This is a genomic window from Kitasatospora sp. NPDC051702 (assembly GCF_040681575.1).
Lineage (GTDB): Bacteria > Actinomycetota > Actinomycetes > Streptomycetales > Streptomycetaceae > Kitasatospora.
In genome coordinates this window covers 1-23,031 of record NZ_JBFAZB010000023.1, presented here as the reverse complement: position 1 = coordinate 23,031, position 23,031 = coordinate 1, and the positions used below count along the sequence as shown (strand labels likewise).

The window sequence follows — 23,031 nt, the reverse complement described above, 5'->3', positions numbered from 1 at the left end:
GGGCACCCGCCCCGACACGCCGGAGGGCGTACCGGACGGCCCGGACGCCCCGTCAACGCCCCGGTGCGCTCCCCCGGCCGCCGGGGCCCGGGGCTGCTCCGACCGGCCGAGTCGTCCTCCGGGAGGGCTCCCGGGGGCACCCCGGCGGCACCCGGGTGCAACCCGACCCTCCCCAGGGCATACCGGCTATGACAGAGACCACACCCGCAGTTCCGGTCAGGTCCGTTACACAGGAGTGGTGGCGCCGTACGAAGGCGTAAGGCGACACTGGGGGAGATCACACACCAGTTGTGCGATCCAACCGCTCGTCCCGGCGCGAGCCACGCGCCGCAGGCGTCCAAGGAGGCATCCGTGCCGCATGTCCTGGTCCTCAACGCGTCCTACGAGCCACTCGGCGTCGTATCGATGCGCCGCGCACTCATCCTGGTCCTCAACCACAAGGCGGTCAGCCTGGAGGACACGGGAGTCACTCTGCACAGCGCCACCAGCGCCCTCCCGGCGCCGTCCGTCGTCCGTCTGACCCGTTTCGTCCGGGTCCCGTTCTGCGGGCCCGTCCCGCTCACCCGCCGGGCGCTGTTCGCCCGCGACCACGGCCGCTGCGTCTACTGCGGGGCCGCCGCCACCAGCGTCGACCACGTCATCCCGCGCAGCCGGGGCGGCCAGCACCGGTGGGACAACGTGGTGGCGGCCTGCCGCCGCTGCAACCACACCAAGGCCGACCGCCACCTCACCGAACTCGGCTGGCGGATGAAACGCCAGCCCGCCCCGCCCAGCGGACTCGCCTGGCGGATCATCGGCACGGGCATCAAGGACCCGCGCTGGCGGCCCTACCTGGAGCCGTACGGCGGAGCCGACCAACTGCGCGCCCCGCAGTGGGGCGAGTACGAACACCTCGACCATACCGAGCCCGGCCACACCGTCCCGCTCGGCCGGGCGCACGCCGCCCACCCCGCCCCGGTCCGCCGCGGCGAGCAGCCCGAGCCGCTCTCCGCCTGATCCCGTTCCACAAGGGCTTGCCCGTCACACCGTCGGTACGCCTCATGGGCCGCCGCGCCCCCCACCGGGGAGCGCGGCGGCCCGCCGCGTTGCGGGCGGCCGGGCGGCCGGGCGCGGTGCCGGGCGGAGGGGCCCGACCCTACGGCTTCGGCGCCGTCGTACCGCTCGGGGTGGCCGCCGGCGGTGCGGCCGGGGCGCTGGGGGTCGTCGTCGGGGTCGGGGTCGGCGCGGGGGTGGCCGGGGTGCCGCCCGGCTGGACCGGCGGTGTGACCGGCGGCTGCGGCTGCCCGGGCGTGGTGACGGCGTACAGCTCGACGCCCCACAGCGAGTAGCCGTACTTGGTGGCCCGCGAGACGCCCTGCATGCGCACGAACCGGGCGCCGGGCGCGTCGAACCGCACGGTCTCGTCGCCGCCCTTGCCGTTGTCCACCGTCGCCGCGTCCGTCCAGGTGCTGCCGTCCGCCGAGACCTGGATCTTGTACGAGGAGGCGTACGCGGACTGCCAGTGCAGCACCGCCGCGCCCAGCCTGGTCGCCTGCGGCAGCTCCAGCTGCACCCAGGCGTCGTCCTTGGCCGGCGAGGACCAGCGGGTCTTCGGGTCGCCGTCGACGACCGACGCGACCGGGAAGTCCGCCGTCTCGTCGCCCGAGGAGGTGGCCTTGGCGCCGCGCGCCAGGTCGGCACCGCCGGTGGGCGGCACCACGTGCACCTGGAGCACCTGCTTGACGGTGGTCGTGCCGGCCACGAACTGCACCGGCACCTGGTACGTCCCGGACGGCGTGCCCGGGGCGGCGCTGACCAGCAGCGGCACGCCCACCCGGCCGCCGCGGGGCACGGTGACCCCGCCCGCGGGGGCCACGGTGAGGCCCTTGGCGGCGGCCGGCACCTCGGTGCGCAGCTCGCCGCTGGTGCCCTCGGGCCGGCCGGCCTCGACGGTGGCCCGGGCCTGGGCGGGGGCGGCCGCGCCGGTCACCACGTCCACGGACGGGTCGGTCAGGCTGAGCCGGGCCGCCGGGACGTCGGCGTACCAGGGGATGACCTGGTTGACGACCGGCGGGTCGCCGCCCGGCTTCCAGGTGAGCCGGAACGCGTCGGCGAGCTGCCCGCCGGCCTGCAGCTCGTTGTAGCCGGGCTGCACGGTGCCGATGTCGGCCCAGGTGCCGTCCTGGCGGCGCACCGCGACGGTGGCGGTGGCGTGCACGTTCGGGTCGGTGAGCACGGTGAGCCGGTCGAGCGGCCGGGCCGAGCCCAGTTCGACGGTGAGCGGCTCGTCCTGCGCGGTCGGTGCCTTGGCCGCGCGGTACGCGGTGTCCGGGTTGCCGTCCAGGACGGCGGCCGCGGAGGAACCGGGCAGCGCGGCGGGGCCGCCGGTCACGCTGGTGGGCGCGTCCTCGGGCGCGGTGACGGTGAACTCGCGGACGGCGACGGCGGTCTTCTGCGCCGCGGTGGCGCGCAGCCGCACGGCCCGGACGACGGCGCCGGCCGGCAGCTGGGCGCTGACGGTCTTCTGGTTCCGGACGACGGCGAGCTGCTTCCAGCCGCCCTCGCCGGTGGAGTACTCCAGCACGCCGTCGCGGATGTAGTCGTCGACGGCGGTCCGGCCGTCCTGCCCGCTGCCCCAGGAGCCCATCAGCACGGTGACGCTGCCGACCGGGCGGCCGCCGCCCAGGTCGACGCCGACCGCGTCGCCGGGCTGTGGGGGAGCGGAGCTCCAGTAGAAGGTGTCGGCCACGCCGTCGGTCATCAGCGCGGGCAGGTGGTCGTGCGCGGTGCCCATGGTGCTGGTGGGGGTGACCCCGCCGCCGACCACGCCGGCCCAGTTGTCGGCGGCCCGGACGGCCCGGTCCAGGAACGGGTCGAGCACGCCCGCACCGATCGTCGCCGGGCTCTGCGCGAGCAGTTCGCGCCGCTGGTTGAGCTGGACCCGGGCCTTCCAGGCGGCGGCCCCGTCGCCGCCGTGCTGGGCCAGCAGCATGTCCAGGGCGGCCTGTCCGGCCAGCCCGTAGTCGTGCAGCGGGGCGAGCCAGGGCGCGGCCTCGGCGGCCAGCTGGGCGGTGGCCTCGGTGCCGGAGAGGGTCTGCTGGGCGGTGGCCATCGCGGTGAAGGCGTCCCGCACCGGCGCGGCGGCCTCTATCAGCTTGGCGAGGTCGGGGGCGGCGCCCGAGGTGGGCTCGGCGGCGGCCCAGAACCGGTCGAGCAGCGGCGTCAGGTAGCCGGACTCCTGCTTGGACAGCGGCGAGGAGGAGCTGTTGCCGGCCAGCGCGGTGACGGCGGACAGCGCCGTCCCGACGGGCGTGGCGCTGGTGCCGTTCGGCCCGGCCAGCGAGCGCACCGCGGCCTGCCAGGACTCCTCCGGCTTGTACCCGGTCGGGTTCCAGGCGAAGTCCCCGGCGGTGGCGAGGGCTATCCGGGAGGCGACGGGCTGCTGCATCGCGCCGGTCAGCATCACCGCGGAGCGGGTGGCCACCTCCGGCTCGCGGCCGGTGTAGGCGCCGAGGAAGAGCCGGTCCGGGTTGGCGTCGTTGACCGGGTAGTTGTCCATGGTGACCAGCGGGTGGCCGTACAGGTCGCCGGTCTCGGCGGCCTGGGCGCCGGTGATCTTCTCCGGGATGACGCCGACGCCGCTCCACGCCACCTGCACGCCGCCCGGCAGCGCCGCGGCCAGCGCCTTGCGGTACGGCGTGGCGCCCTGCTTGTGGTACTCGGTGGGCACCACGGACAGCGGGGCCAGCCCCGGGTTCCGCGCGATCAGCCGGTCGTTCACCTTGGCCACCAGGGCGGCCTGGGCCTTGGCGGCCGCGGCCGGCCCGGTGCCGTAGGCGGAGCGGTCGTCGTCGCAGTGCCACTCGTCGTAGCTGACGTCCAGGAACTGCAGCTGGAAGGCGGTGAAGCCGAGCTTGCGCAGCCCGTCCAGCTTGGCGACCAGCGCGTCGACGTCCTTGCCGGAGCTGAAGCAGAGCGACTGCCCCGGGTCGATGGCGTAGCCGAGGGTGACGTGGTTCTGGCGGGCCCGGAAGCCCAGTTCGCGCAGCTCGTCGGCGCGGGCGGCGGGGTAGGGGTCGCGCCAGCGGGAGAGCCGGAACGGGTCGTCGCCGGGCGCGTAGAGGTAGAAGTTCTGCTTGGAGCGGCCGAGGAAGTCGACCTGGTCGAGGCGCTGCTGGGCCGTCCACGGGCTGCCGTAGAAGGCTTCCGCGGTGCCGCGCACCGGCGCGCCGGTCGGCCAGTCCCGCAGCGTGATCCCGGGCAGGCCGAGCCCGGCGGCGCCGGCCGCCTGCCCCTGCCCGGCCGGGACGGCGGCGAGCAGCTGGCGCAGGCTCTGCGCCGCGTAGAAGGTGCCGGTGGCGTCGGCGCCGGCGAGCACGACCACGCCGTAGGTGCCGCCGCCCTGGGCGGGCAGCTGACCGGCCGACAGCACGTAGCCGCCGGTGGGCATCCCCGTGGTCGAGGGCACGGCGGTGCCGGCCGCGGCGGCCAGGTCGTGCAGCACCCCGTCCACCGCGCCGTCGGCGTCCTCGGCGGCGCCGCCGACGTACACCACCAGCGATCCGGCGGCCGGCGTGCCGGCGTCGGCCTGCGAGGTCACGGTCGTCGCGCCGGCGACGCCCAGCACCTCCCGGACGGCGTCGACGGCGCCGCGGTCCGCCTTGGGCGCGGTCACCAGCGCCACCGTGTCGGGGACGGCGACGGCCTTGCCGGCCACCGTCTGCTCCTGCGGGCGAGGGAACACCTGCGGGTTCGTCATGCTCCCCAGCGGGGTCTGCGGCGCGGTGCTGACCACGTCCGGCCCCGGCACCGCCGCGTACGCCGCCGACGGCACCGGCCCGGCGAGCATCCCGCCGAACACCGCCGCGGCCGCGACCCCCGCCGCGATCTGCATGGTCCGGCGCCCCGGCCGGCCCGCCGCGCGCCCGGCCCGTTCGGCCCGCACCGAGGCCAGCAGCGGCTCGGTGCCCTTGAGGTCGGCGATCAGCCGGTCCGCGGTCTTCGGGGCCAGTTGACGGCACGTCCGGGCCGTGGCCCGCCGCGCGGCCAGGGCCGCCGGGTGGTGGAGCACCTCGCGCAGTGCCGGGGCCTGCTCCAACTGCTGCCGCAGCCGCCGCCCGGCCGCAACGGAAACTCGGGCTTGCACAGGAGCCTCCTCGCCAGGCCTGGACCACGTCGCCGCAACCCCACCAGCTGGCCAACCCGGTGTCAACGTCGCCGACGGCTATGACGGGTTTGTCCTGATTGGAGAATTCGGTGAAGCCCTCGCGCGCACCTCGTGCCGGTCGCCCGTTCCGCCTCCCCACTCGTGTCGCACAGGGTGGTCGGGGCGTCACGCGGGTAGGACTGTGGTCGTCCTGACCAGGCGTTGCCGAGACATCGCAGGAGCCGCGAGTGGCCGCTTATCTCGACCGTGACGGAGCCGACGGGCTGAAGGTGCCGGCGCAGGACGCGCCCCCACCACCGGCCGAACTGGTGGCACTGGCGCAGGCGTACGGGGTGGACACCCGGCACCCGGGGCCGGGCGGGTTGACCGTGGGGGCGCGGACGCTGGTCGCGGTGCTGGCGGCCCTGGGGGTGGCGGCCGGCACTCCGGAGCAGGTCCACGAGGCGCTGGAGCGTCACCGCACCGCCCAGCGGGCCCGGTTGCTGCCGCCGTGCGTCGTGGTGCGGGCCGGCCGGCGCACCGCCCTGGACGTGCCCGCCGACGCCCGGCTGCACGTCGAACTGGAGGACGGCGGCGTCTGGGAACTGCCGCGCGGACACGCGCACTGGCTGCCCGCCGACCTCCCGCTCGGGCGGCATACCCTGAAGGCCCGGACGGGCAAGGGCGAGGCCGAGGCCGCGCTGATCGTCGCCCCCGAACGGCTGCCCGCGCTCCCCGGCCGCGGCTGGGGCTTCCTCGCCCAGCTGTACTCCGTCCTCTCCGACCGCTCCTGGGGCATGGGCGACCTCGGCGACCTCGCCGAACTCGCCCAGTGGGCGGGCGCCGGCCTCGGCGCCGCCTTCGTCCAGATCAACCCGCTGCACCAGGCCCTGCCCACCGCCCCCGCCGACCCCTCGCCCTACCGGCCCTCCTCCCGCCGCTTCGCCGACCCGGTGCACCTGCGCGTCGAGGCGCTCCCCGAGTACGGGTACCTGACGGCCGGCCAGCGCGCCGAGGCGGAGGAGCTCGGCCGCCGCGCCGCCCGGCTGCGCGACGAGGTGCTGGTGCACGACGGCCTGATCGACCGGGACGCCGTCTGGGCGCTCAAGCGCGAGGCCCTCGAACTGCTGCACGAGGTGCCGCGCGGGGCCGGCCGCCAGGCCGCCTACGAGGCGTACCAGCGCCGCGAGGGCGAGTGGCTGCGCCGGCACGCGCTGTGGAACGCGCTCGCCGAGGAGCACGGCGCCGACTGGCACGGCTGGCCGAAGGGGCTGCGGCACCCGGACGGCCCGCAGGTCGAGCGGGCCGCCAAGGAGCTGGCCGAGCGCGTCGAGTTCCACCGCTGGCTCGCCTGGCAGGTCGACCAGCAGCTCGACACCGCCCAGCGGGCCGCACGGCAGGCCGGCATGCCGGTGGGCCTGATCCACGACCTGGCCGTCGGCGTCCACCCGGACGGCGCCGACGCCTGGGCGCTCCAGGACGTGCTGGCCGGCGGCATCTCGGTCGGCGCCCCGCCGGACGCCTTCAACGCCCACGGCCAGGACTGGGGCCTGCCGCCCTGGCGCCCGGACGCGCTGGCCGCCGCCGGCTACGCCCCGTACGCGGAACTGCTGCGCGCCGCGGCCCGGCACGCCGGGGCGATCCGGATCGACCACGTGATGGGCCTGTTCCGGCTCTGGTGGGTGCCGGACGGGCACCCGCCGACCGAGGGCGCCTACGTCCGCTACGACGCGGAGGCGATGCTCGGGGTGCTGGCCCTGGAGGCGCACCGGGCCGGGACGGCGGTGATCGGCGAGGACCTCGGCACGGTGGAGCCGGGCGTGCGCGAGGAGCTCGCGTCGCGCGGGATCCTCGGCACGTCGGTGCTCTGGTTCGAACGGGACTGGCAGGCGGCCGGCGAGGTCCTCGCCCCGGACCGCTGGCGCCCCGGCTGCCTGGCCACCCTCACCACCCACGACCTGCCGAGCACCGCGGCCCGGCTCTCCGGCGAGCACGTCGAGCTGCGCCACCGGCTCGGCCTGCTGGCCCGCCCGCTCGGCGAGGAACAGCAGGAGGCGGCCGCCGAGCTGGCGGACTGGCGCGCGGTGCTGACCGGCCGGGGGCTGCTCGCACCGGGCGAGCCGCTGTCGATGCCGGCGCTGTACCGCTTCCTGCGCGCCACCCCGGCGGAGCTGATCGGGGTCTGGCTGCCGGACCTCGTCGGCGACCCGCGCCCGCAGAACCTGCCCGGCACCTGGGACCAGTACCCGAACTGGCGCCTGCCGGTCGCGGACGGCGCGGGCGGCCCGGTCACCCTCGACCGCCTGGCCGCCACCCCCGCCGCCCGCCTGCTCGCCCACCTGCTGGCCCCGCCCAGCCCCCACCCCACCGTCTGACCCCCCGCGCCCCCGGGCCCCACCCGGGGGCCGCCCCACCCCCACCCGCCCCGCGCACCCCCCGCCCCCCGGAGGGCCGACCTCGTCGGGCCCGGTCCTCTCCGGTGCCCGCCTCCTCGCCGCCCGCAGGGCCACCCCCGCCGTCAGCCGCCCCCGCGCACCCCCCGCCCCCCGGAGGGCCGACCCCGACGCGCGGAGGCGCATAAGCGGCGGGTAAGTTGGAAACGTGGACAAGAGGAACGCTTTGCGAGCCGGCGCGGTCTCCGCAACGGTCACGCTCATGATGCTGCTGTCGTCGCCCGCCATGGCCTACACCCGGGACGACGGTGACGACCCGGGTGCCGGCCTGAGCATCGGCCAGACCATCGGTCTGTACGTGCTGCTCCCGATCGCCGCCTTCGTGATCATCGCCGCGCTCGCCGGCATGCCGTACGGCAAGGCCAAGAAGAAGTAACCCACCGCGTCCACCAGGACCGCACGACGCTCGAGGGGGCGCCGGACACCGTCCGGCGCCCCCTCGGGCGTTCCTGTGCGTCCGCGGATCAGCGCCCGCCGGCCGCCGTGTCGACGGCCTGCGCCTTGAGCGCGCGCTCGATCCCGGCCCGGGCCTCGACGACCTGGCGCCGCAGGGCGGGCGCCGGCTCGGCCGAGGCCAGCCACGCGTCGGTCGCGTCCAGGGTGTCCTGGGTGACCTGCAGCGCCGGGTAGAGCCCGCCGATGATCCGCTGCGAGATCTCGTGACTGCGGGTCTCCCAGACCTCCTTGACGGCCGCGAAGTACTTGGCCGCGTACGGGGCGACCAGTTCGCGCTGGTCGGCCTGGTGGAAGCCGGCGATGACGGCCTCCTGCACGTAGTTGGTGAGGGTGTCCGACTCGACGACGGCGGCCCAGGCCTCGGCCTTGGCCTCGGCGGTGGGACGGGCGGCGCGGCAGGTGGCGGCGTGCTCCTGGCCGGCCGCGGTGTTGTCGCGCTCCAGCTCCTCCGCGATCCGGGCCTCGTCGGCGAGCCCGGTGGCGGCGAGCCGGGTGAGCAGGGTCCACCGCAGCTCGGTGTCGACGGCCAGGCCCTTGATCTCGACGGTGCCGTCCAGGAGGCCGGTGAGCAGGGCGAGCTGCCCCTCGGTGCGGGCGACGGAGGCGAGGGTGCGGGCCCAGGCGAGCTGGTGGTCGCTGCCGGGCTCGGCGGCGCGCAGGTGCTCCTCGGCGGCGGCGGCCCAGCGGGCGGTGCCCTCCTCGCGCCACTGCGGGTCGGCGTACGCGTCGAGGGCGAGCTTGACCTGCCGCTGCACGGACTGCACGACGCCGATGTCGCTCTCCCGGCCGATGCCGGAGAGGGCGAGCGCGAGGTAGTCGCGGGCGGCGAGCTCGCCGTCGCGGGTCATGTCCCAGGCGGAGGCCCAGCACAGCGCGCGCGGCAGGGAGTCGGTGAAGCCGCCGAGGTGCTCCGTGACGACGGCGAGGGAGTCCTCGTCGAGCCGGATCTTGGCGTAGGAGAGGTCGTCGTCGTTCAGCAGGACGACGGCCGGGCGGTGCCGCCCGACGAGCTCGGGCACCTCGGTGCGCGGGCCGTCGACGTCGAGCTCGACGCGGTCGGTGCGCACCAGCGCGCCGTCGGCGAGCTCGTACAGGCCGATGGCGATGCGGTGCGGCCGCAGCACGGCCTCGCCCTTGGCGCCGGCGGGCAGCGCGGGCGCCTCCTGGAGGACGGCGAAGGACTCGATCTCGCCGTCGGTGTTCAGCGTGATCGAGGGCCGCAGCACGTTGATGCCGGCGGTCTCCAGCCAGGCCGCGGACCAGGTCCGCAGGTCGCGGCCGCTGGCCTCCTCGAGGGCGCCGAGCAGGTCGGGGAGGCGGGTGTTGCCCCAGGCGTGGCGCTTGAAGTACGCCTGGACGCCCTGGAAGAAGGCGTCCTGGCCGACGTAGGCGACCAGCTGCTTGAGCACCGAGGCGCCCTTGGCGTAGGTGATGCCGTCGAAGTTGACCTGGACGTCCTCCAGGTCGTTGATGTCGGCCATGATCGGGTGGGTGGACGGCAGCTGGTCCTGCCGGTACGCCCAGGTCTTCATCTGGTTGGCGAAGGTGGTCCAGGAGTGCGGCCACTGGGAGCCGGGCGCCTCGGCCTGGCAGACGGCCTCGGCGTAGGTGGCGAAGGACTCGTTGAGCCAGAGGTCGTTCCACCACTCCATGGTGACGAGGTTGCCGAACCACATGTGGGCGAGCTCGTGCAGGATCGTCGCGGCGCGGGCCTCGTACGCGGCGTCGGTCACCTTGGACCGGAACACGTACTGGTCGCGGAAGGTGACGGCGCCCGCGTTCTCCATCGCGCCGGCGTTGAACTCCGGGACGAAGAGCTGGTCGTACTTCGCGAACGGGTAGGGGAAGTCGAACTTCTCCTGGAAGTAGTCGAAGCCCTGGCGGGTGACCGCGAAGATGGCGTCGGCGTCGAGGAACTCGCGCAGCGACGGGCGGCAGTAGACGCCGAGCGGCACCTTCTGGTCGCCGTTCTCGTAGCTGTCGAAGACGCCGACGTACGGGCCCGCGATCAGCGCGGTGATGTAGCTGGAGATGCGGCCGGTGGGCTCGAAGCTCCAGACCCGGGTGTCGCCGTCGCCGACCGGGGTGGGGGTGGGCGAGTTGGAGACCACGACCCAGCCGGCGGGGGCGGTCACGGTGAAGGTGAACGCGGCCTTCAGGTCGGGCTGCTCGAAGTTGGCGAAGACGCGGCGGGCGTCCGGCACCTCGAACTGGGTGTACAGGTAGGTCTCGCCGTCGACCGGGTCGACGAACCGGTGCAGGCCCTCGCCGGTGTTGGTGTAGGCGCAGGTGGCGACGACGCGCAGCTCGTTCTCGGCCGCCAGGTCGGGCAGCGGGATCCGGCTGTCGGCGAAGCTCGCCGGGTCGAGCTGCGCGCCGTTGAGGGTGATCTCCTCGACGCCGGGGGCGACGAGGTCGATGAACGTGTCCGCGCCGGGGGTCGTGGCGGAGAACCGGACCACGGTGGTGGACCGGAAGGTGCCTCCTTCGCGGGCCGAGCTCAGGTCGAGCTCGATGTCGTACGCGTCCACGTGGAGGAGGTCGGCCCGGGTGCGGGCCTCCTCGCGGGTCAGGTTGGTGCCGGGCACTCGCTGCACTCCTTCGTCAGGCTGATGGTGCGAATCCTCCCACGGCCCGGCGGGCGGGCCCCCGGAAAAGCGCGAGCGGGGCGGGACCGGGCCGTCGGCCCGGTCCCGCCCCGCCCGGTGTCACCGGTTCCGCTTCCGCGGCGTCACGCGTCCCGCGTCGGCGGCGTCACTTCTTCCACTTCGTCAGCGGCGCGTCGGAGCTGCCGCGACGGAAGGCGTACACCGCGTTGCCGTCGTTGGAGAGGATGTACTCGGACAGGCTCATCCCGATGTCGAGGCCGTCGGGCATCGCCATGGTGCCGAGGTCGGTCATCGAACCGTCGGTCGGCGAGAGCGTCACCAGCCGGGCGGGCTTGTTGTAGCCCTGGCTGACGATGGCGCGGACCTTGCCGTCCTTGTCGGTGCCGGAGACGAGCCGCATGTCGTTGCTGGAGCTGCTGCTCGCGGTGGACCAGATGCGCTTGCCGGTGGTCAGGTCGTACGCGTTGATGCCCGACTTGCTGCCGCTGATCTGCGCGTACAGGGTCGTGCCGCTGACCACGTTCTGGGTGTAGGCGTCGGCCTGGCCGGAGAGGCGCAGGCTGTCCGCGCCGGGCTCCTTGACGGACATCTGGTTGCCGGGCTTGTTGCTCTTGTCGAACGGCAGGATGTAGTCGCCGTTGGGGCCGCTGCTCATCAGCAGCACCAGCGGCTGGTCCTGGACGACCTTGTCGATCCGCTCGATGGTGCCGGTGAGGGTGATCGGCGAGCTGGTGGTCTTGCCGGTGTCGGAGTCCACGACGACCAGCTGCGACTTGGGGCCGGAGCCGCCGTAGCAGCGGTCGCTGACGGCGATCTGGCTGCCGGCGGCGCGGCCGTACAGGCTGCAGTCCTTGTCGCGGGGCTGGAACTGCCAGACCGCGGCCCCGTTGTCGATGTTCAGGCCGCCGACGACGTTGCCGCCGATGGCGACCACCTTGTCGGTGACGCTGAGCGTCGGCGAGGACATCCGGTCGTTGGAGACCTTGACGGTCCAGAGCAGCTTGCCCTGGGCGAGGTCGACGGCGCCGATGGTGGAGCAGTCGCTGTCACCGGTGTTGAAGGAGACGGCGGCGATGTTCTTGGAGTTGGAGGCGTAGGAGGCGGTGCACAGCTCCTTGCTGCCGCCCGGGACGGCGATGGTCCAGGCCTCCTTGCCGTCCGAGGTGTTGTAGGCCTTGATGCCGGTGCTGTCGGCGCGCACCGCGAGCTTGTCGGTGCCCCAGATGCCGAGCATCTGCGAGCTGCCGTCCCCGGTGGTGGCCTTGGCGGCGTTCCAGGCGATGTTGTAGCTGGCCTTGCCGCCACCGCCGCCGCCGGTGCTGCTGCCGCCGGTGGTGCCGTCGACGGTCGGTGCGTCGGTGACGCCGCCGGTGGTGCCGCCGGAGGTGGTGGTGCCCCCGTTGGCGTTGGGCGCCGGGTCCGGGTCGGAGCCCTTGAGGAGCACGACCAGCGCGGCGACGATGGCGATCGCCAGGACGCCGCCGATGATCCCGCCCCAGAGCATCACGGGGTTGCGCTGCTTGGGCGCGGGCGGCACCGCCGGCGCACCCGGGTAGGTGTAGCCCGGCTGCTGCTGCGGGTAGCCGTAGCCGGCGCCGTAGGACTGGCCGGCGTCGGGCGCGGGGTAGCCGCCCCCGGCGACGGGGTCGTACGGGCCGACCGGCGCCCCGGCCGGCGGCGGGGCCTGGCTGGGGAAGCCGGCCGCGGTGGGCGCGTACGCCGCGTAGTCGACGCCGCCGGCCGGCGGCTGCGCGGGCGGTGCCGGCGGCTGGGCCGGGGGCGGTCCGGCGGGTGCGGCCGGGCCCGGGATCGGTGCGCCGTCGAGCTGCGTCATCTGGTCCGCCACGGCGGCCGGGTCCACGCCGCCGGGAGGGCGGCCGAACGAGACGCCCCGATTGTCCTGCGGGCCGCTGCCCGGCGCTTCGCCGGCCCCCGGCGTAGGGTGATCCCCTGCCATCTGATTCCCCGTCATGTCTGGAAGCGTTCCCCTGCCCGGTACCGTCCGCGGTCCGGTGGGGCGCGTGAGATTGGGCACCATGGTAGTGGTGAGTGGGTTTCGGCCGCCGCCAGGACGGCCGTGGCCCGTCCCTGCAGGTCCAGGCTGTGCAACACCTCCACGCGCCGCTCACTCCGCCGCCACCGCGGTGCCCGCGGGGCCGGCCCCGTCCCCCGGATCGGCCCGGCCCCGAGCCGATCCGGGGGACAGGCCCTACCCTTCAGGAGTTGAAGGGGACGTCCCGACGGAGGGGCCCCCGCCCCCTGGGAGGGTGGATCATGTCGACGGACACACCGGGCTCGCAGTCGTCCCTGCACCGGGCGAACCTGGAGCGGGTGCTGCGCGCGGTGCGGATGGCCGGCTCGCTGACCCAGGCCGAGATCGCCCGCGGCACCGGCCTCTCGGCGGCCACCGTGTCCAACATCGTGCGGGAGCTGAAGGAGAGCGGCACCGTCGTGGTCGCCGACACCTCCTCCGGCGGCCGGCGCGCGCGCAGCGTCTCGCTCAGCGGGGACGCCGGCATCGTGGTGGGGATCGACTTCGGCCACACCCACCTGCGCGTCGCGGTCGGGAACCTGGCGCACCGGGTGCTCGCGGAGGAGAGCGCGCCGATCGACGTGGACGTCTCCGCCGCGCAGGGCTTCGACCGGGCCGAGGCGATGGTGGAGCGGCTGCTCCAGCAGGCCGGCTTCCGCCCGGACAAGGTGATCGGCGTCGGCCTCGGCGTGCCCGGCCCGATCGACGTGGAGACGGGCGCGCTGGGCTCCACCGCGATCCTGCCCGGCTGGACGGGCATCGCCCCCGGCCGGGAGCTGGCGGAGCGGCTCGGCATGCCGGTGCACGTGGACAACGACGCCAACCTGGGTGCCCTGGGCGAGCTGGTCTGGGGGGCCGGGCGCGGGCTGAGCGACCTCGCGTACATCAAGGTGGCCAGCGGTGTCGGCGCAGGCCTGGTGGTCAACGGCCAGATCTACCGGGGCCCGGGCGGAACCGCCGGTGAGATAGGGCACATCACCCTGGACGAGGCCGGGCCGGTCTGCCGCTGCGGCAACCGCGGCTGCCTGGAGACCTTCGTCGGCTCGCGGTACCTGCTCTCCCTGCTCACCTCCACGCTCGGCCCGGACCTCACCCTGCCGCGGGTGGTCGAGCTGGCGCACCAGGGGGACCTGGGGTGCCGCCGGGTGATCGCCGACGCGGGCCGGCAGATCGGCACCGGCGTGGCCACCCTGTGCAACCTGCTCAACCCGCGCCGGGTGATCCTCGGCGGGGACCTCGCCGAGGCCGGTGAGCTGGTGCTCGCCCCGATCCGCGACTCGGTGGCCCGCTACGCGATCCCGAGCGCGGCCCGCCAGCTCTCGGTGGTCCCCGGCACCCTGGGCGGGCGGGCGGAGGTGCTCGGCGCGCTGGCGCTGGTGATGAGCGAGATGGGCGAGTCCGGCGCACTCGGTCGTGCCTGAACCACGGCCGCACGTCCGTCCGTCAATCCACGGTGACGAGCGCCCCCGGGCCGACCTCGGGGAATGGCGGTATCCGATCGGTGGTACGGGCCGCGCCGCTCGGTGTCCGGCAAGCGGACATTAGACTCGACCGGTCGGCACCGGCCGCGACCGTCGGGCTGCCGCCAGACCGGGCAGCGAAGCCCCTCGGACCGCCCGCGGTCCGCGAACACTGAACGAGGAGGAACGGGTGGCCCTGCTGACCCGCATTCGGGGACCGCGCGATCTCGACCGGCTCACGCCCGGACAGCTGGCCGCCCTGGCCGAGGAGATCCGGACCTTCCTGGTGACCGAGGTCGCCAAGACGGGTGGCCACCTCGGCCCCAACCTCGGCGTGGTGGAGCTGACCATCGCGCTGCACCGGGTCTTCGACTCGCCGCGCGACCGCATCCTCTTCGACACCGGCCACCAGAGCTACGTCCACAAGCTGCTCACCGGCCGCCAGGACTTCTCCCGGCTGAAGATGAGCGGCGGCCTCTCCGGCTACCCCTCGCGCGCCGAGTCCGAGCACGACGTGATCGAGAACTCGCACGCCTCCACCGTCCTCTCGTACGCCGACGGCCTGGCCAAGGCCAACCGGATCAAGGGCAAGGCCGACCCGGTCGTCGCCGTCATCGGTGACGGCGCGCTCACCGGCGGCATGGCCTGGGAGGCGCTGAACAACATCGCCGACGCCAAGGACCTGCCGGTCGTCATCGTCGTCAACGACAACGAGCGCTCCTACTCCCCGACCATCGGCGGCCTGGCCAACCACCTCGCCACGCTGCGCACCACCCAGGGCTACGAGCGCTTCCTGTCCTGGGGCAAGGACGCGCTGCAGCGCACCCCGGTGGTCGGCCAGCAGCTGTTCGAGACGCTGCACGGCGCCAAGAAGGGCCTCAAGGACTTCATCGCCCCGCAGGGCATGTTCGAGGACCTCGGCCTCAAGTACATCGGCCCGATCGACGGCCACGACCTGACCGCCCTGGAGTCCGCGCTCACCAAGGCGCGCGGCTTCGGCGGCCCGGTGATCGTGCACTGCCTGACCGAGAAGGGCCGCGGCTACCACGCCGCCGAGAACAACGACGAGGACCGCTTCCACGCGGTCGGCGTGATCCACCCGGACACCGGCCTGCCGGTCAAGAGCTCGGGCAAGGACTGGACCTCGGTCTTCGGCGAGGAGATGGTCGCGCTCGGCCACGAGCGCGAGGACATCGTCGCGATCACCGCCGCGATGCTCCACCCGGTCGGCCTGGCCCCGTTCGCCAAGGCGTTCCCGGACCGCATCTTCGACGTGGGCATCGCCGAGCAGCACGCCGTCACCAGCGCCGCCGGCCTGGCCACCAACGGGCTGCACCCGGTGTTCGCGGTCTACGCGACCTTCCTCAACCGGGCCTTCGACCAGGTCCTGATGGACGTGGCGCTGCACAAGCTGGGCGTGACCTTCGTCCTGGACCGGGCCGGGGTCACCGGGACGGACGGCGCCTCGCACAACGGCATGTGGGACATGTCGATCCTGCAGGTCATCCCGGGTCTGCGGCTCGCCGCCCCGCGCGACGCCGACCAGGTCCGCGCCCAGCTGCGCGAGGCCGTCGAGGTCGAGGACGCGCCCACCGTGGTCCGCTACTCCAAGGGCACGGTCGGCCCGGCCGTCGCGGCGGTGGGCCGGATCGGCGGCATGGACGTGCTGCGCGCCGCCGAGGAGCCGGGCGGCACGCACCGCGCGGACGTGCTGGTGGTCTCGGTCGGTGCGATGGCCCCGACCAGCCTGGAGGTCGCGGACCTGCTGGCCGCCCAGGGCGTCACCGCCACCGTGGTGGACCCGCGCTGGGTCAAGCCGGTGGACCCGGCCCTGCCGGGCCTGGCCGCCGAGCACCGGGTGGTCGTCACCATCGAGGACAACGGCCGGGTGGGCGGTGTCGGCGCCGCGGTCGCCCAGGCGCTGCGCGACGCGGACGTGGACCTGCCGGTGCGCGACTTCGGGATCCCGCAGGAGTTCCTGGACCACGCGAGCCGGGGCGAGATCCTGGCCGAGATCGGTCTGAACGCCCCGGACATCGCCGCGAAGGTGGCGGCCCTGGTCGCCAGCCTGGACGCCGCCCCGGTCCAGGCCTGAGGGCGGGCGGCACCCGTTCCGGCGACGACCGTTTGTCGTAGGCCTGTAACAGTTCGTCGCGAGACAAGCTGACAATCGCACCGAATGGCGGGACCGGCGCCGTGCGCGCCGATCCCGCCCGGTAGGTTGTCATCCGTGTCCACCCCCACCCGCCTCCGCCTGGCCGCCGTGGCCGAGCGCCTGCCCGAGCGCGTCCTGACCCGAGTCCGCGCCGGGTACTGGACCAGGCTGGTGCCGGTGCTCGCGCTGGTCGCGCTGGTCACCCACGTCCCGTCCTTCGCCCGGCCGGTCTGGAGCCCCGACGAGGGCTTCCTGGCCACCCAGGCCCGGATGCTGGCCGACGGCGGAGTGCTGTACGACACCGTGGTGGACCGCAAGCCGCCGCTGCTGCCCTGGCTCTACCAGGCCTGCTTCGCCGTGTTCGGCTCCGCCTCGCTGTGGCCGCTGCGCACGCTGGCGGTGGCCGCCCACCTGGTCACCGCGATCCTGCTGGCCTCCATCGCCCGCGGCCGGTGGGGCAACCGGGCCGGGGCCGGCGCCGGACTGCTCTACCTGCTGGTCTCCATCGGGCTCTCCCCGGAGGACACCCAGGCGGCGACCTTCGAGGTCTTCATGCTGCCCGCGATGGTGGCGGCCTTCCGGTACGCCGAGCGCCGCCGCTGGCTGGCCGCCGGCATCGCGGTGGCGCTCTGCTCGCTGACCAAGCAGACCGGCGGCGCGGTGCTGCTGCCGGTGCTCTGGATGCTGTTCCAGGACACCCGCCGGCGCGGGGTGCGCTGGCCGCCCGCCCTGTTCAAGATCGCCTTCGGGTTCACGCTGCCGATAGCGCTGGTCGCGGTCATCCTGACCAAGCCCAAGGGCTTCCTGTTCTGGGTGGTCACCGGCAGCGGCGACTACGCCTCCTTCGGCGGCGCCTGGCTGCAGATGGTCGGCCGGGCGCTCGGCAACTCGGCCATCCTGGTCGCGGCCGGCCTGGGCTTCCTGCTCCCGGTCGGGCGCCGGCTCTGGCTCAAGTACCGGCACCGCCCGCTGCCGGTCGCCGGCGAGGAGCACGGCTCCACCGCCGACCTCTGGGTCTGGCTGGCCTCCTCGGTCGTCGCGGTCAGCGTGGGGTTCCACTTCTTCGGCCACTACTACCTGCAGCTGATCCCGCCGCTGGTGCTGCTGGGGACCGGCGCGGTGGCCACCTCGGCGGTGCGCTGGAAGCCCGTCCTGGTGTACACCACGGTCGCCTCGACGGTGTTCTGGGGCCTGGCGCTGGCCTGGCCGGGGGAGCGGCTCAACCGCACCACCGAGGTCGCCACCGCGGTCGCCGCCCAGACCACCCCCAAGGACACCGTGCTGGTCTGGGGCATGCACCCGGAGCTGTACTGGCTGGCCGACCGCAAGCCCGCCACCCGCTACCTGACGGCCGGCTTCCTGACCAACTACAGCGGCGGCAAGGACGGCAGCCCCAACGTGGGCGAGCAGTTCAGCGTCAACAACGCCTGGCAGACCTTCGACAAGGAGCTCGCCAACGGCCTCCCCGAGGTCGTCGTGGACGACTCGGGCATCGCCCCGTACCAGCCGGTGATGGTCCCGCGGATCGAGAACCTGCTGGACACCCACTACGAGATGGTCGGCGTCTTCGCCGACACCGTGGTCTACCGCCTCAAGCGCTGACCCCGGCCGGGCCCCCGGACCCGGCGGCCCGGCACGACGGCGGCACGGCACCCCGGAGCACGACGGAGCCCCGGTGACCCTTCCGGGTCACCGGGGCTCCGTCGTGCGTACCGCTACGCCCTACGCGGGCACCGAGGCCACGCCGGGGGCGAGGAAGCGCTTGCCGTTCACCCGCTCCGAGACGCCCTCACGGTCCAGGTACGGGGTGATCCCGCCCAGGTGGAAGGGCCAGCCGGCGCCGGTGATCATGCAGAGGTCGATGTCCTGCGCCTCGGCGACGACACCCTCCTCCAGCATCAGGCCGATCTCCTGCGCCACGGCCTCCAGGGCGCGGCTCAGGACCTGCTCCTCGGTGAGGACCGTGTCGCCGAAGGACAGCAGCTCCAGCACCTCGGGGTCGAGGACCTGCTTGCCGTCGACCCAGGTGTAGAAGCCGCGCTTGCCGGCCTTGACCACCTTGCCGAGGTTCTCGGAGACGGAGAACCGCTCCGGGAAGGCGCCGCGCAGGGTCTCCGAGACGTGCAGGGCGATGGCCGGGCCGACCAGCTCCAGCAGCACGATCGGGGACATCGGCAGGCCGAGCGGCTCGACGGCCTTCTCGACGCTGGCGATCGGGGTGCCCTCGTCGATGATGCTCTGGATCTCGCCCATGAAGCGGGTCAGGATCCGGTTCACCACGAACGCCGGGGCGTCCTTGCACAGGACGGAGGTCTTCTTCAGCTTCTTCGACACGGCGAAGGCGGTGGCCAGCGAGGCGTCGTCGGTCTGCTCGCCGCGGACGATCTCCAGCAGCGGCAGGATCGCGACGGGGTTGAAGAAGTGGAAGCCGACGACCCGCTCGGGGTGCTTCAGCTTCGAGGCCATCTCGGTGACCGACAGCGAGGAGGTGTTGGTGGCCAGCACGCAGGTCGGCGAGACCACGTTCTCCAGGTCCGCGAAGACGGCCTGCTTGACGCCCATCTCCTCGAACACGGCCTCGATCACGAAGTCCGCGTCGCCGAAGGCCACGGCCTTGTCGAGCGAGCCCGAGACCAGGCCCTTGAGGCGGTTGGCCTTGTCCTGGCCGATGCGGCCCTTGCCGAGCAGCTTGTCGATCTCGGCGTGGACGTAGCCGACGCCCTTGTCGACGCGCTCCTGGTCGATGTCGGTGAGGACCACCGGCACCTCGAGGCGGCGGGCGAACAGCAGGGCCAGCTGCGAGGCCATCAGACCGGCGCCGACGACGCCGACCTTGGTGACCGGGCGGGCCAGCGACTTGTCCGGCGCGCCGACCGGGCGCTTGGCCCGGCGCTGCACCAGGTTGAAGGCGTAGATGCCGCTGCGCAGCTCGCCGCTCATGATGAGGTCGGCCAGGGCCGCGTCCTCGGCGTCGAAGCCGGCCTGCAGGTCGGCGTCCTTGACCTGGGCGATGATGTCCAGCGCCTTGTAGGCGGCCGGCGCGGCGCCGTGCACCTTGGCGTCGGCGACCAGGCGGCCCCAGGCGACGGCGTCGTCCCAGGCCTTGCCGCGGTCGATCTCCTCGCGCTCGACGACGACCTCGCCCTTGAGGACCTTGGCGGCCCACAGCAGCGACTGCTCCAGGAAGTCGGCCGGCTCGAAGATCGCGTCGGCGATCCCCAGCTCGAACACGTCCTTGCCGCGGAGCTGCTTGTTCTGGTTCATCGAGTTCTCGATGATGACCTTGATCGCCTTCGAGGGGCCGATCAGGTTCGGCAGGATGCTGCAGCCGCCCCAGCCGGGGACGAGGCCCAGGAAGACCTCGGGCAGCGAGAACGCCGGGACGCCCGCGCTGACGGTGCGGTAGGTGGCGTGCAGGCCGACCTCGACGCCGCCGCCCATCGCCGCGCCGTTGTAGAAGGCGAAGGACGGGACGGGCAGCGCGGCGATCCGCTTGAAGACCTCGTGGCCGCCCTTGCCGATGGCCAGCGCGTCCGCGTGCTCCTTGAGCAGCTCGACGCCCTTGAGGTCGGCGCCGACCGCGAAGATGAACGGCTTGCCGGTGATCGCGACACCGACGATCTTGCCCTCGGCGGCCTCGGCCTCGACCTGGTCCAGCGCGACGGACAGCTTGAGCAGCGAGCCCGGGCCGAAGGTGGTCGGCTTGGTGTGGTCGAAGCCGTTGTCCAGGGTGATCAGGGCCAGCTTGCCGGCCTGCAGCGGCAGGTCGAGGTGGCGCACGTGCGCGGTCGTGACGACCTCGCCCGGGAAGAGCTCGGCGCCGTGCTGGAGCAGCTCAGTCGTGGTGCTCATGGTCACTTACCACCCTCGAAGTGCGGGTTCTCCCAGATGATGGTGCCGCCCATGCCGAAGCCGATGCACATCGTGGTGAGGCCGTAGCGGACGTCCGGGCGCTGCTCGAAGCGGCGGGCCAGCTGGTTCATCAGGCGCACGCCGGAGGAGGCCAGCGGGTGGCCGAAGGCGATCGCGCCGCCGAACGGGTTGACCCGCTCGTCGTCGTCCGCGATGCCGTAGTGGTCCAGGAAGGACAGCACCTGGACGGCGAAGGCCTCGTTGACCTCGAAGGCCTGGATGTCGTCGATGGTCAGACCGGCCTTGGCCAGCGCCTTCTCGGTGGCCGGCACCGGGCCGATGCCCATGACCTCGGGCTCGACGCCCGCGAAGGCGTAGGAGACCAGGCGCATCTTGACCGGGAGGCCGAGCTCCTCGGCGACGTCCTCGGCGGCCAGCAGCGAGGCGGTGGCGCCGTCGTTCAGACCGGCCGAGTTGCCCGCGGTGATGTTGCCGTGCGGGCGGAACGGGGTCTTCAGGCCGGCGAGCGACTCCATCGTGGTGCCCGGGCGCATCGGCTCGTCCACGGTGGCCAGGCCCCAGCCGGTCTCGCCGACCTCGGGGTTGGTGTTGCGGATCGAGATCGGCACCAGGTCGGGCTGGATGTCGCCGTTGGCGTACGCCTTGGCGGCCTTCTCCTGGGAGCGCACCGCGTAGGCGTCGCAGCGCTCCTTGGTGATGTGCGGGAACCGGTCGTGCAGGTTCTCCGCGGTCATGCCCATGAACAGGGCGGACTCGTCGACGAGCTTCTCGGAGACGAAGCGCGGGTTCGGGTCGACGCCCTCGCCCATCGGGTGGCGGCCCATGTGCTCGACGCCGCCGGCCACGACCACGTCGTACGCGCCGAAGGCGATGCCGCCGGCGGTGGTGGTCACGGCGGTCAGCGCGCCGGCGCACATGCGGTCGATCGCGTAGCCCGGGACGGACTTGGGCAGGCCGGACAGCAGGGCGGCGGTGCGCCCGATGGTCAGACCCTGGTCGCCGATCTGCGTGGTGGCCGCGATCGCGACCTCGTCGATGCGCTCGACGGGCAGGTTCGGGTTGCGGCGCACGAGCTCCCGGATGCACTTGACGACGAGGTCGTCGGCGCGGGTCTCGTGGTAGATGCCCTTCGGGCCTGCCTTGCCGAACGGGGTGCGGACGCCATCGACGAAGACGACGTCCCTCGCGGTACGAGGCACGGGGGCTCTCCTCCCAGGGACCAACATTTCGAGGTGGGCAGGCTGCCGCCGGCGAAGACCCGTGCGGAGCCGCTTCACCGCCATGCTACCGGTCGGTAACCAACCTGCCCAGGCCCCTCGGACGGTTCGGCCCGTGTGTCCCGCGACACGTCCCACCGGCGGGGCCTGCCCGGACGCGCCGGAGGGGGCGCCGTCCCGTGGACGGCGCCCCCTCCGGGCGGTTGCGGTCAGGCCTGCGCGTCGGCGGCCTCGGCGAACGCGGCGGCCAGCACCGGCGCCACCAGGTCGACCTGCCACTGCCGGGCGCCGAGCCGGCGCAGCGCGGCGGCCACGCCGTCCGCGCCCGGATCGGCCGGGGGCTCCCAGGAGACCCGGCGGACCAGGTCCGGGGTGATCAGGTTCTCGGCCGGCAGGTGGTGCCGCTCGGCCAGTTCGGTCACGGCGGCGCGAGCCCCGGACAGCCGGGCGGCGGCCACCGGGTCCTTCTCCGCCCAGGCCCGCGGCGGCGGCGGCCCGTCGTGCGGCGCGGCGGCCGGCGGCAGCTGGTTCTCCGGGACCTCCCGGCCCCGCTGCACGGCGGCCAGCCACTGCTCCAGCTGGCGCCGGTGCACCCGCGGCCCGAAGCCCTGGACGGCCTGCAGGGCGGCGATGTTCAGCGGCATGGCCAGCGCGGCGTTGACGATCGCGGCGTCCGACAGCACCCGGCCGGGTGAGACGTCGCGCTCCTGCGCGATCCGGTCCCGGGCCAGCCACAGCTCGCGTACCACGACCAGCTGGCGGCGCCGGCGGACCTTGTGCAGCTGCGAGGTGCGCCGCCAGGGGTCGGTGCGCGGGGCCGGGCGGGGCGCGGCGGCGATCGCCGCGAACTCCTCCGTCGCCCAGCCGAGCTTGCCCTGGGCGTCCAGCTCCTGTTCGAGCGCGTCGCGCAGCTCGACCAGCACCTCGACGTCCAGGGCGGCGTAGCGCAGCCACGGCTCGGGCAGCGGCCGGGTCGACCAGTCGACCGCCGAGTGCTCCTTGGCCAGGCTCAGCCCGAGCACGCTCTCGGTCATCGGCCCGAGGCCGACCCGGGCGAAGCCCGCGATGCGGCCGGCCAGCTCGGTGTCGAACAGCAGTCGCGGTCTCATGCCGACCTCGGCCAGGCACGGCAGGTCCTGGGTGGCGGCGTGCACCACCCATTCGGTGTCGGCGAGGGCGTCGCCCAGGGCGCTGAGGTCGGGGCAGGCGATCGGGTCGATCAGCGCGGTGCCGGCGCCGGCGCGGCGCAGCTGGATGAGGTACGCGCGCTGCCCGTAGCGGTAGCCGGAGGCCCGCTCGGCGTCGACGGCGACCGGCCCGGTGCCCGCCGCGAAGGCGGCGACGGTGGCGGCCAGCGCCTGCTCGTCCGCCACGACGGGCGGGATCCCCTCCTTCGGCTCGAGGAGCGGGACCGGGGCTGCTTCTTCTGGGATGGCTGCTACGGCGTCGGTCACCCACCAAGGGTACGACGGTCCTCGCGGCCGGGAGTGTTGTCGGACTGGTCAGACCGGGTGGGTGGAGGCGTCGCGGGCCCCGGAAAGGCTGCCGCGGCGGCTCAGGAGGAACGTTCCTCCTGCAGACCGTCGATCAGATGGGAGATCACCCCCGCCACCGCGAGGAAGACCAGCAGCGCCGCGATGTCAGCGCCCTG

Annotated in this window: 12 protein-coding genes; 6 read left to right on the top strand and 6 right to left on the bottom strand. The window is 74.0% G+C overall.

The features are described 5' to 3' along the window. Positions 1-351 precede the first annotated feature (351 nt). Complete coding sequence (locus tag AB0N04_RS20100; RefSeq protein ID WP_360215847.1) at positions 352-996, top strand: HNH endonuclease; 645 nt, start codon at positions 352-354, stop codon at positions 994-996. Between the two features lie 139 nt (positions 997-1,135). Here AB0N04_RS20100 and AB0N04_RS20095 read toward each other — a convergent pair whose 3' ends face one another. After that, entirely contained in the window at positions 1,136-5,125 is a 3,990-nt protein-coding gene (locus AB0N04_RS20095) for a beta-N-acetylglucosaminidase domain-containing protein (protein WP_360215844.1), read from the bottom strand. A 290-nt stretch (positions 5,126-5,415) separates the two neighbouring features. Here AB0N04_RS20095 and malQ point away from each other — a divergent pair, with 290 nt between their 5' ends. Both malQ and AB0N04_RS20085 read left to right on the top strand, forming a co-directional pair. Then, complete coding sequence (malQ, locus tag AB0N04_RS20090) at positions 5,416-7,500, top strand: 4-alpha-glucanotransferase (protein ID WP_360215936.1); 2,085 nt, start codon at positions 5,416-5,418, stop codon at positions 7,498-7,500. 280 nt (positions 7,501-7,780) lie between these two features. Then, the gene (locus tag AB0N04_RS20085) at positions 7,781-7,954 is read left to right on the top strand and encodes a hypothetical protein (protein ID WP_360215841.1); all 174 of its coding nucleotides are present in this window, start codon (positions 7,781-7,783) and stop codon (positions 7,952-7,954) included. Positions 7,955-8,042: 88 nt separating this feature from the next. On the opposite strand, the gene pepN is transcribed toward AB0N04_RS20085, so the two are convergent. Continuing rightward, a complete protein-coding gene (gene pepN, locus AB0N04_RS20080) occupies positions 8,043-10,622 on the bottom strand; it encodes an aminopeptidase N (RefSeq protein ID WP_360215838.1) in 2,580 nt (859 codons plus the stop codon). Between the two features lie 166 nt (positions 10,623-10,788). Continuing rightward, a complete protein-coding gene (locus tag AB0N04_RS20075; RefSeq protein ID WP_360215835.1) occupies positions 10,789-12,477 on the bottom strand; it encodes a PQQ-binding-like beta-propeller repeat protein in 1,689 nt (562 codons plus the stop codon). 440 nt (positions 12,478-12,917) lie between these two features. Between AB0N04_RS20075 and AB0N04_RS20070 the strand changes: the two genes are divergently transcribed. The 3 genes from AB0N04_RS20070 to AB0N04_RS20060 all read left to right on the top strand — a co-directional run bounded on the left by AB0N04_RS20070 (position 12,918) and on the right by AB0N04_RS20060 (position 17,892). Further along, a complete protein-coding gene (locus AB0N04_RS20070; protein WP_360215832.1) occupies positions 12,918-14,096 on the top strand; it encodes an ROK family transcriptional regulator in 1,179 nt (392 codons plus the stop codon). 229 nt (positions 14,097-14,325) lie between these two features. After that, entirely contained in the window at positions 14,326-16,230 is a 1,905-nt protein-coding gene (gene dxs, locus AB0N04_RS20065) for a 1-deoxy-D-xylulose-5-phosphate synthase (protein WP_360215829.1), read from the top strand. A 135-nt stretch (positions 16,231-16,365) separates the two neighbouring features. Next, entirely contained in the window at positions 16,366-17,892 is a 1,527-nt protein-coding gene (locus AB0N04_RS20060; protein WP_360215826.1) for a glycosyltransferase family 39 protein, read from the top strand. A 120-nt stretch (positions 17,893-18,012) separates the two neighbouring features. Here AB0N04_RS20060 and AB0N04_RS20055 read toward each other — a convergent pair whose 3' ends face one another. The 3 genes from AB0N04_RS20055 to AB0N04_RS20045 all read right to left on the bottom strand — a co-directional run bounded on the left by AB0N04_RS20055 (position 18,013) and on the right by AB0N04_RS20045 (position 22,834). Beyond that, positions 18,013-20,142 carry a 3-hydroxyacyl-CoA dehydrogenase NAD-binding domain-containing protein gene (locus tag AB0N04_RS20055; RefSeq protein WP_360215823.1) on the bottom strand — a complete coding sequence of 710 codons (2,130 nt, stop codon included), beginning with the start codon at positions 20,140-20,142 and terminating at the stop codon, positions 18,013-18,015. Positions 20,143-20,144: 2 nt separating this feature from the next. After that, the gene (locus AB0N04_RS20050; protein ID WP_360215820.1) at positions 20,145-21,362 is read right to left on the bottom strand and encodes an acetyl-CoA C-acyltransferase; all 1,218 of its coding nucleotides are present in this window, start codon (positions 21,360-21,362) and stop codon (positions 20,145-20,147) included. Positions 21,363-21,589: 227 nt separating this feature from the next. Continuing rightward, on the bottom strand, positions 21,590-22,834 hold the full coding sequence (locus tag AB0N04_RS20045; protein WP_360215817.1) for an HRDC domain-containing protein: 1,245 nt from the start codon (positions 22,832-22,834) through the stop codon (positions 21,590-21,592). Between the last annotated feature and the right edge of the window lie 197 nt (positions 22,835-23,031).

What these genes read in the sequence shown, in the direction of transcription:
- AB0N04_RS20055 (WP_360215823.1), bottom strand. Translation starts at nt 20,142, where the DNA reads ATGAGCACCACGACTGAGCTGCTCCAGCACGGCGCCGAGCTCTTCCCG.
- AB0N04_RS20085 (WP_360215841.1), top strand. Translation starts at nt 7,781, where the DNA reads ATGATGCTGCTGTCGTCGCCCGCCATGGCCTACACCCGGGACGACGGT.
- AB0N04_RS20075 (WP_360215835.1), bottom strand. Translation starts at nt 12,477, where the DNA reads ATGACGCAGCTCGACGGCGCACCGATCCCGGGCCCGGCCGCACCCGCC.
- AB0N04_RS20070 (WP_360215832.1), top strand. Translation starts at nt 12,918, where the DNA reads ATGTCGACGGACACACCGGGCTCGCAGTCGTCCCTGCACCGGGCGAAC.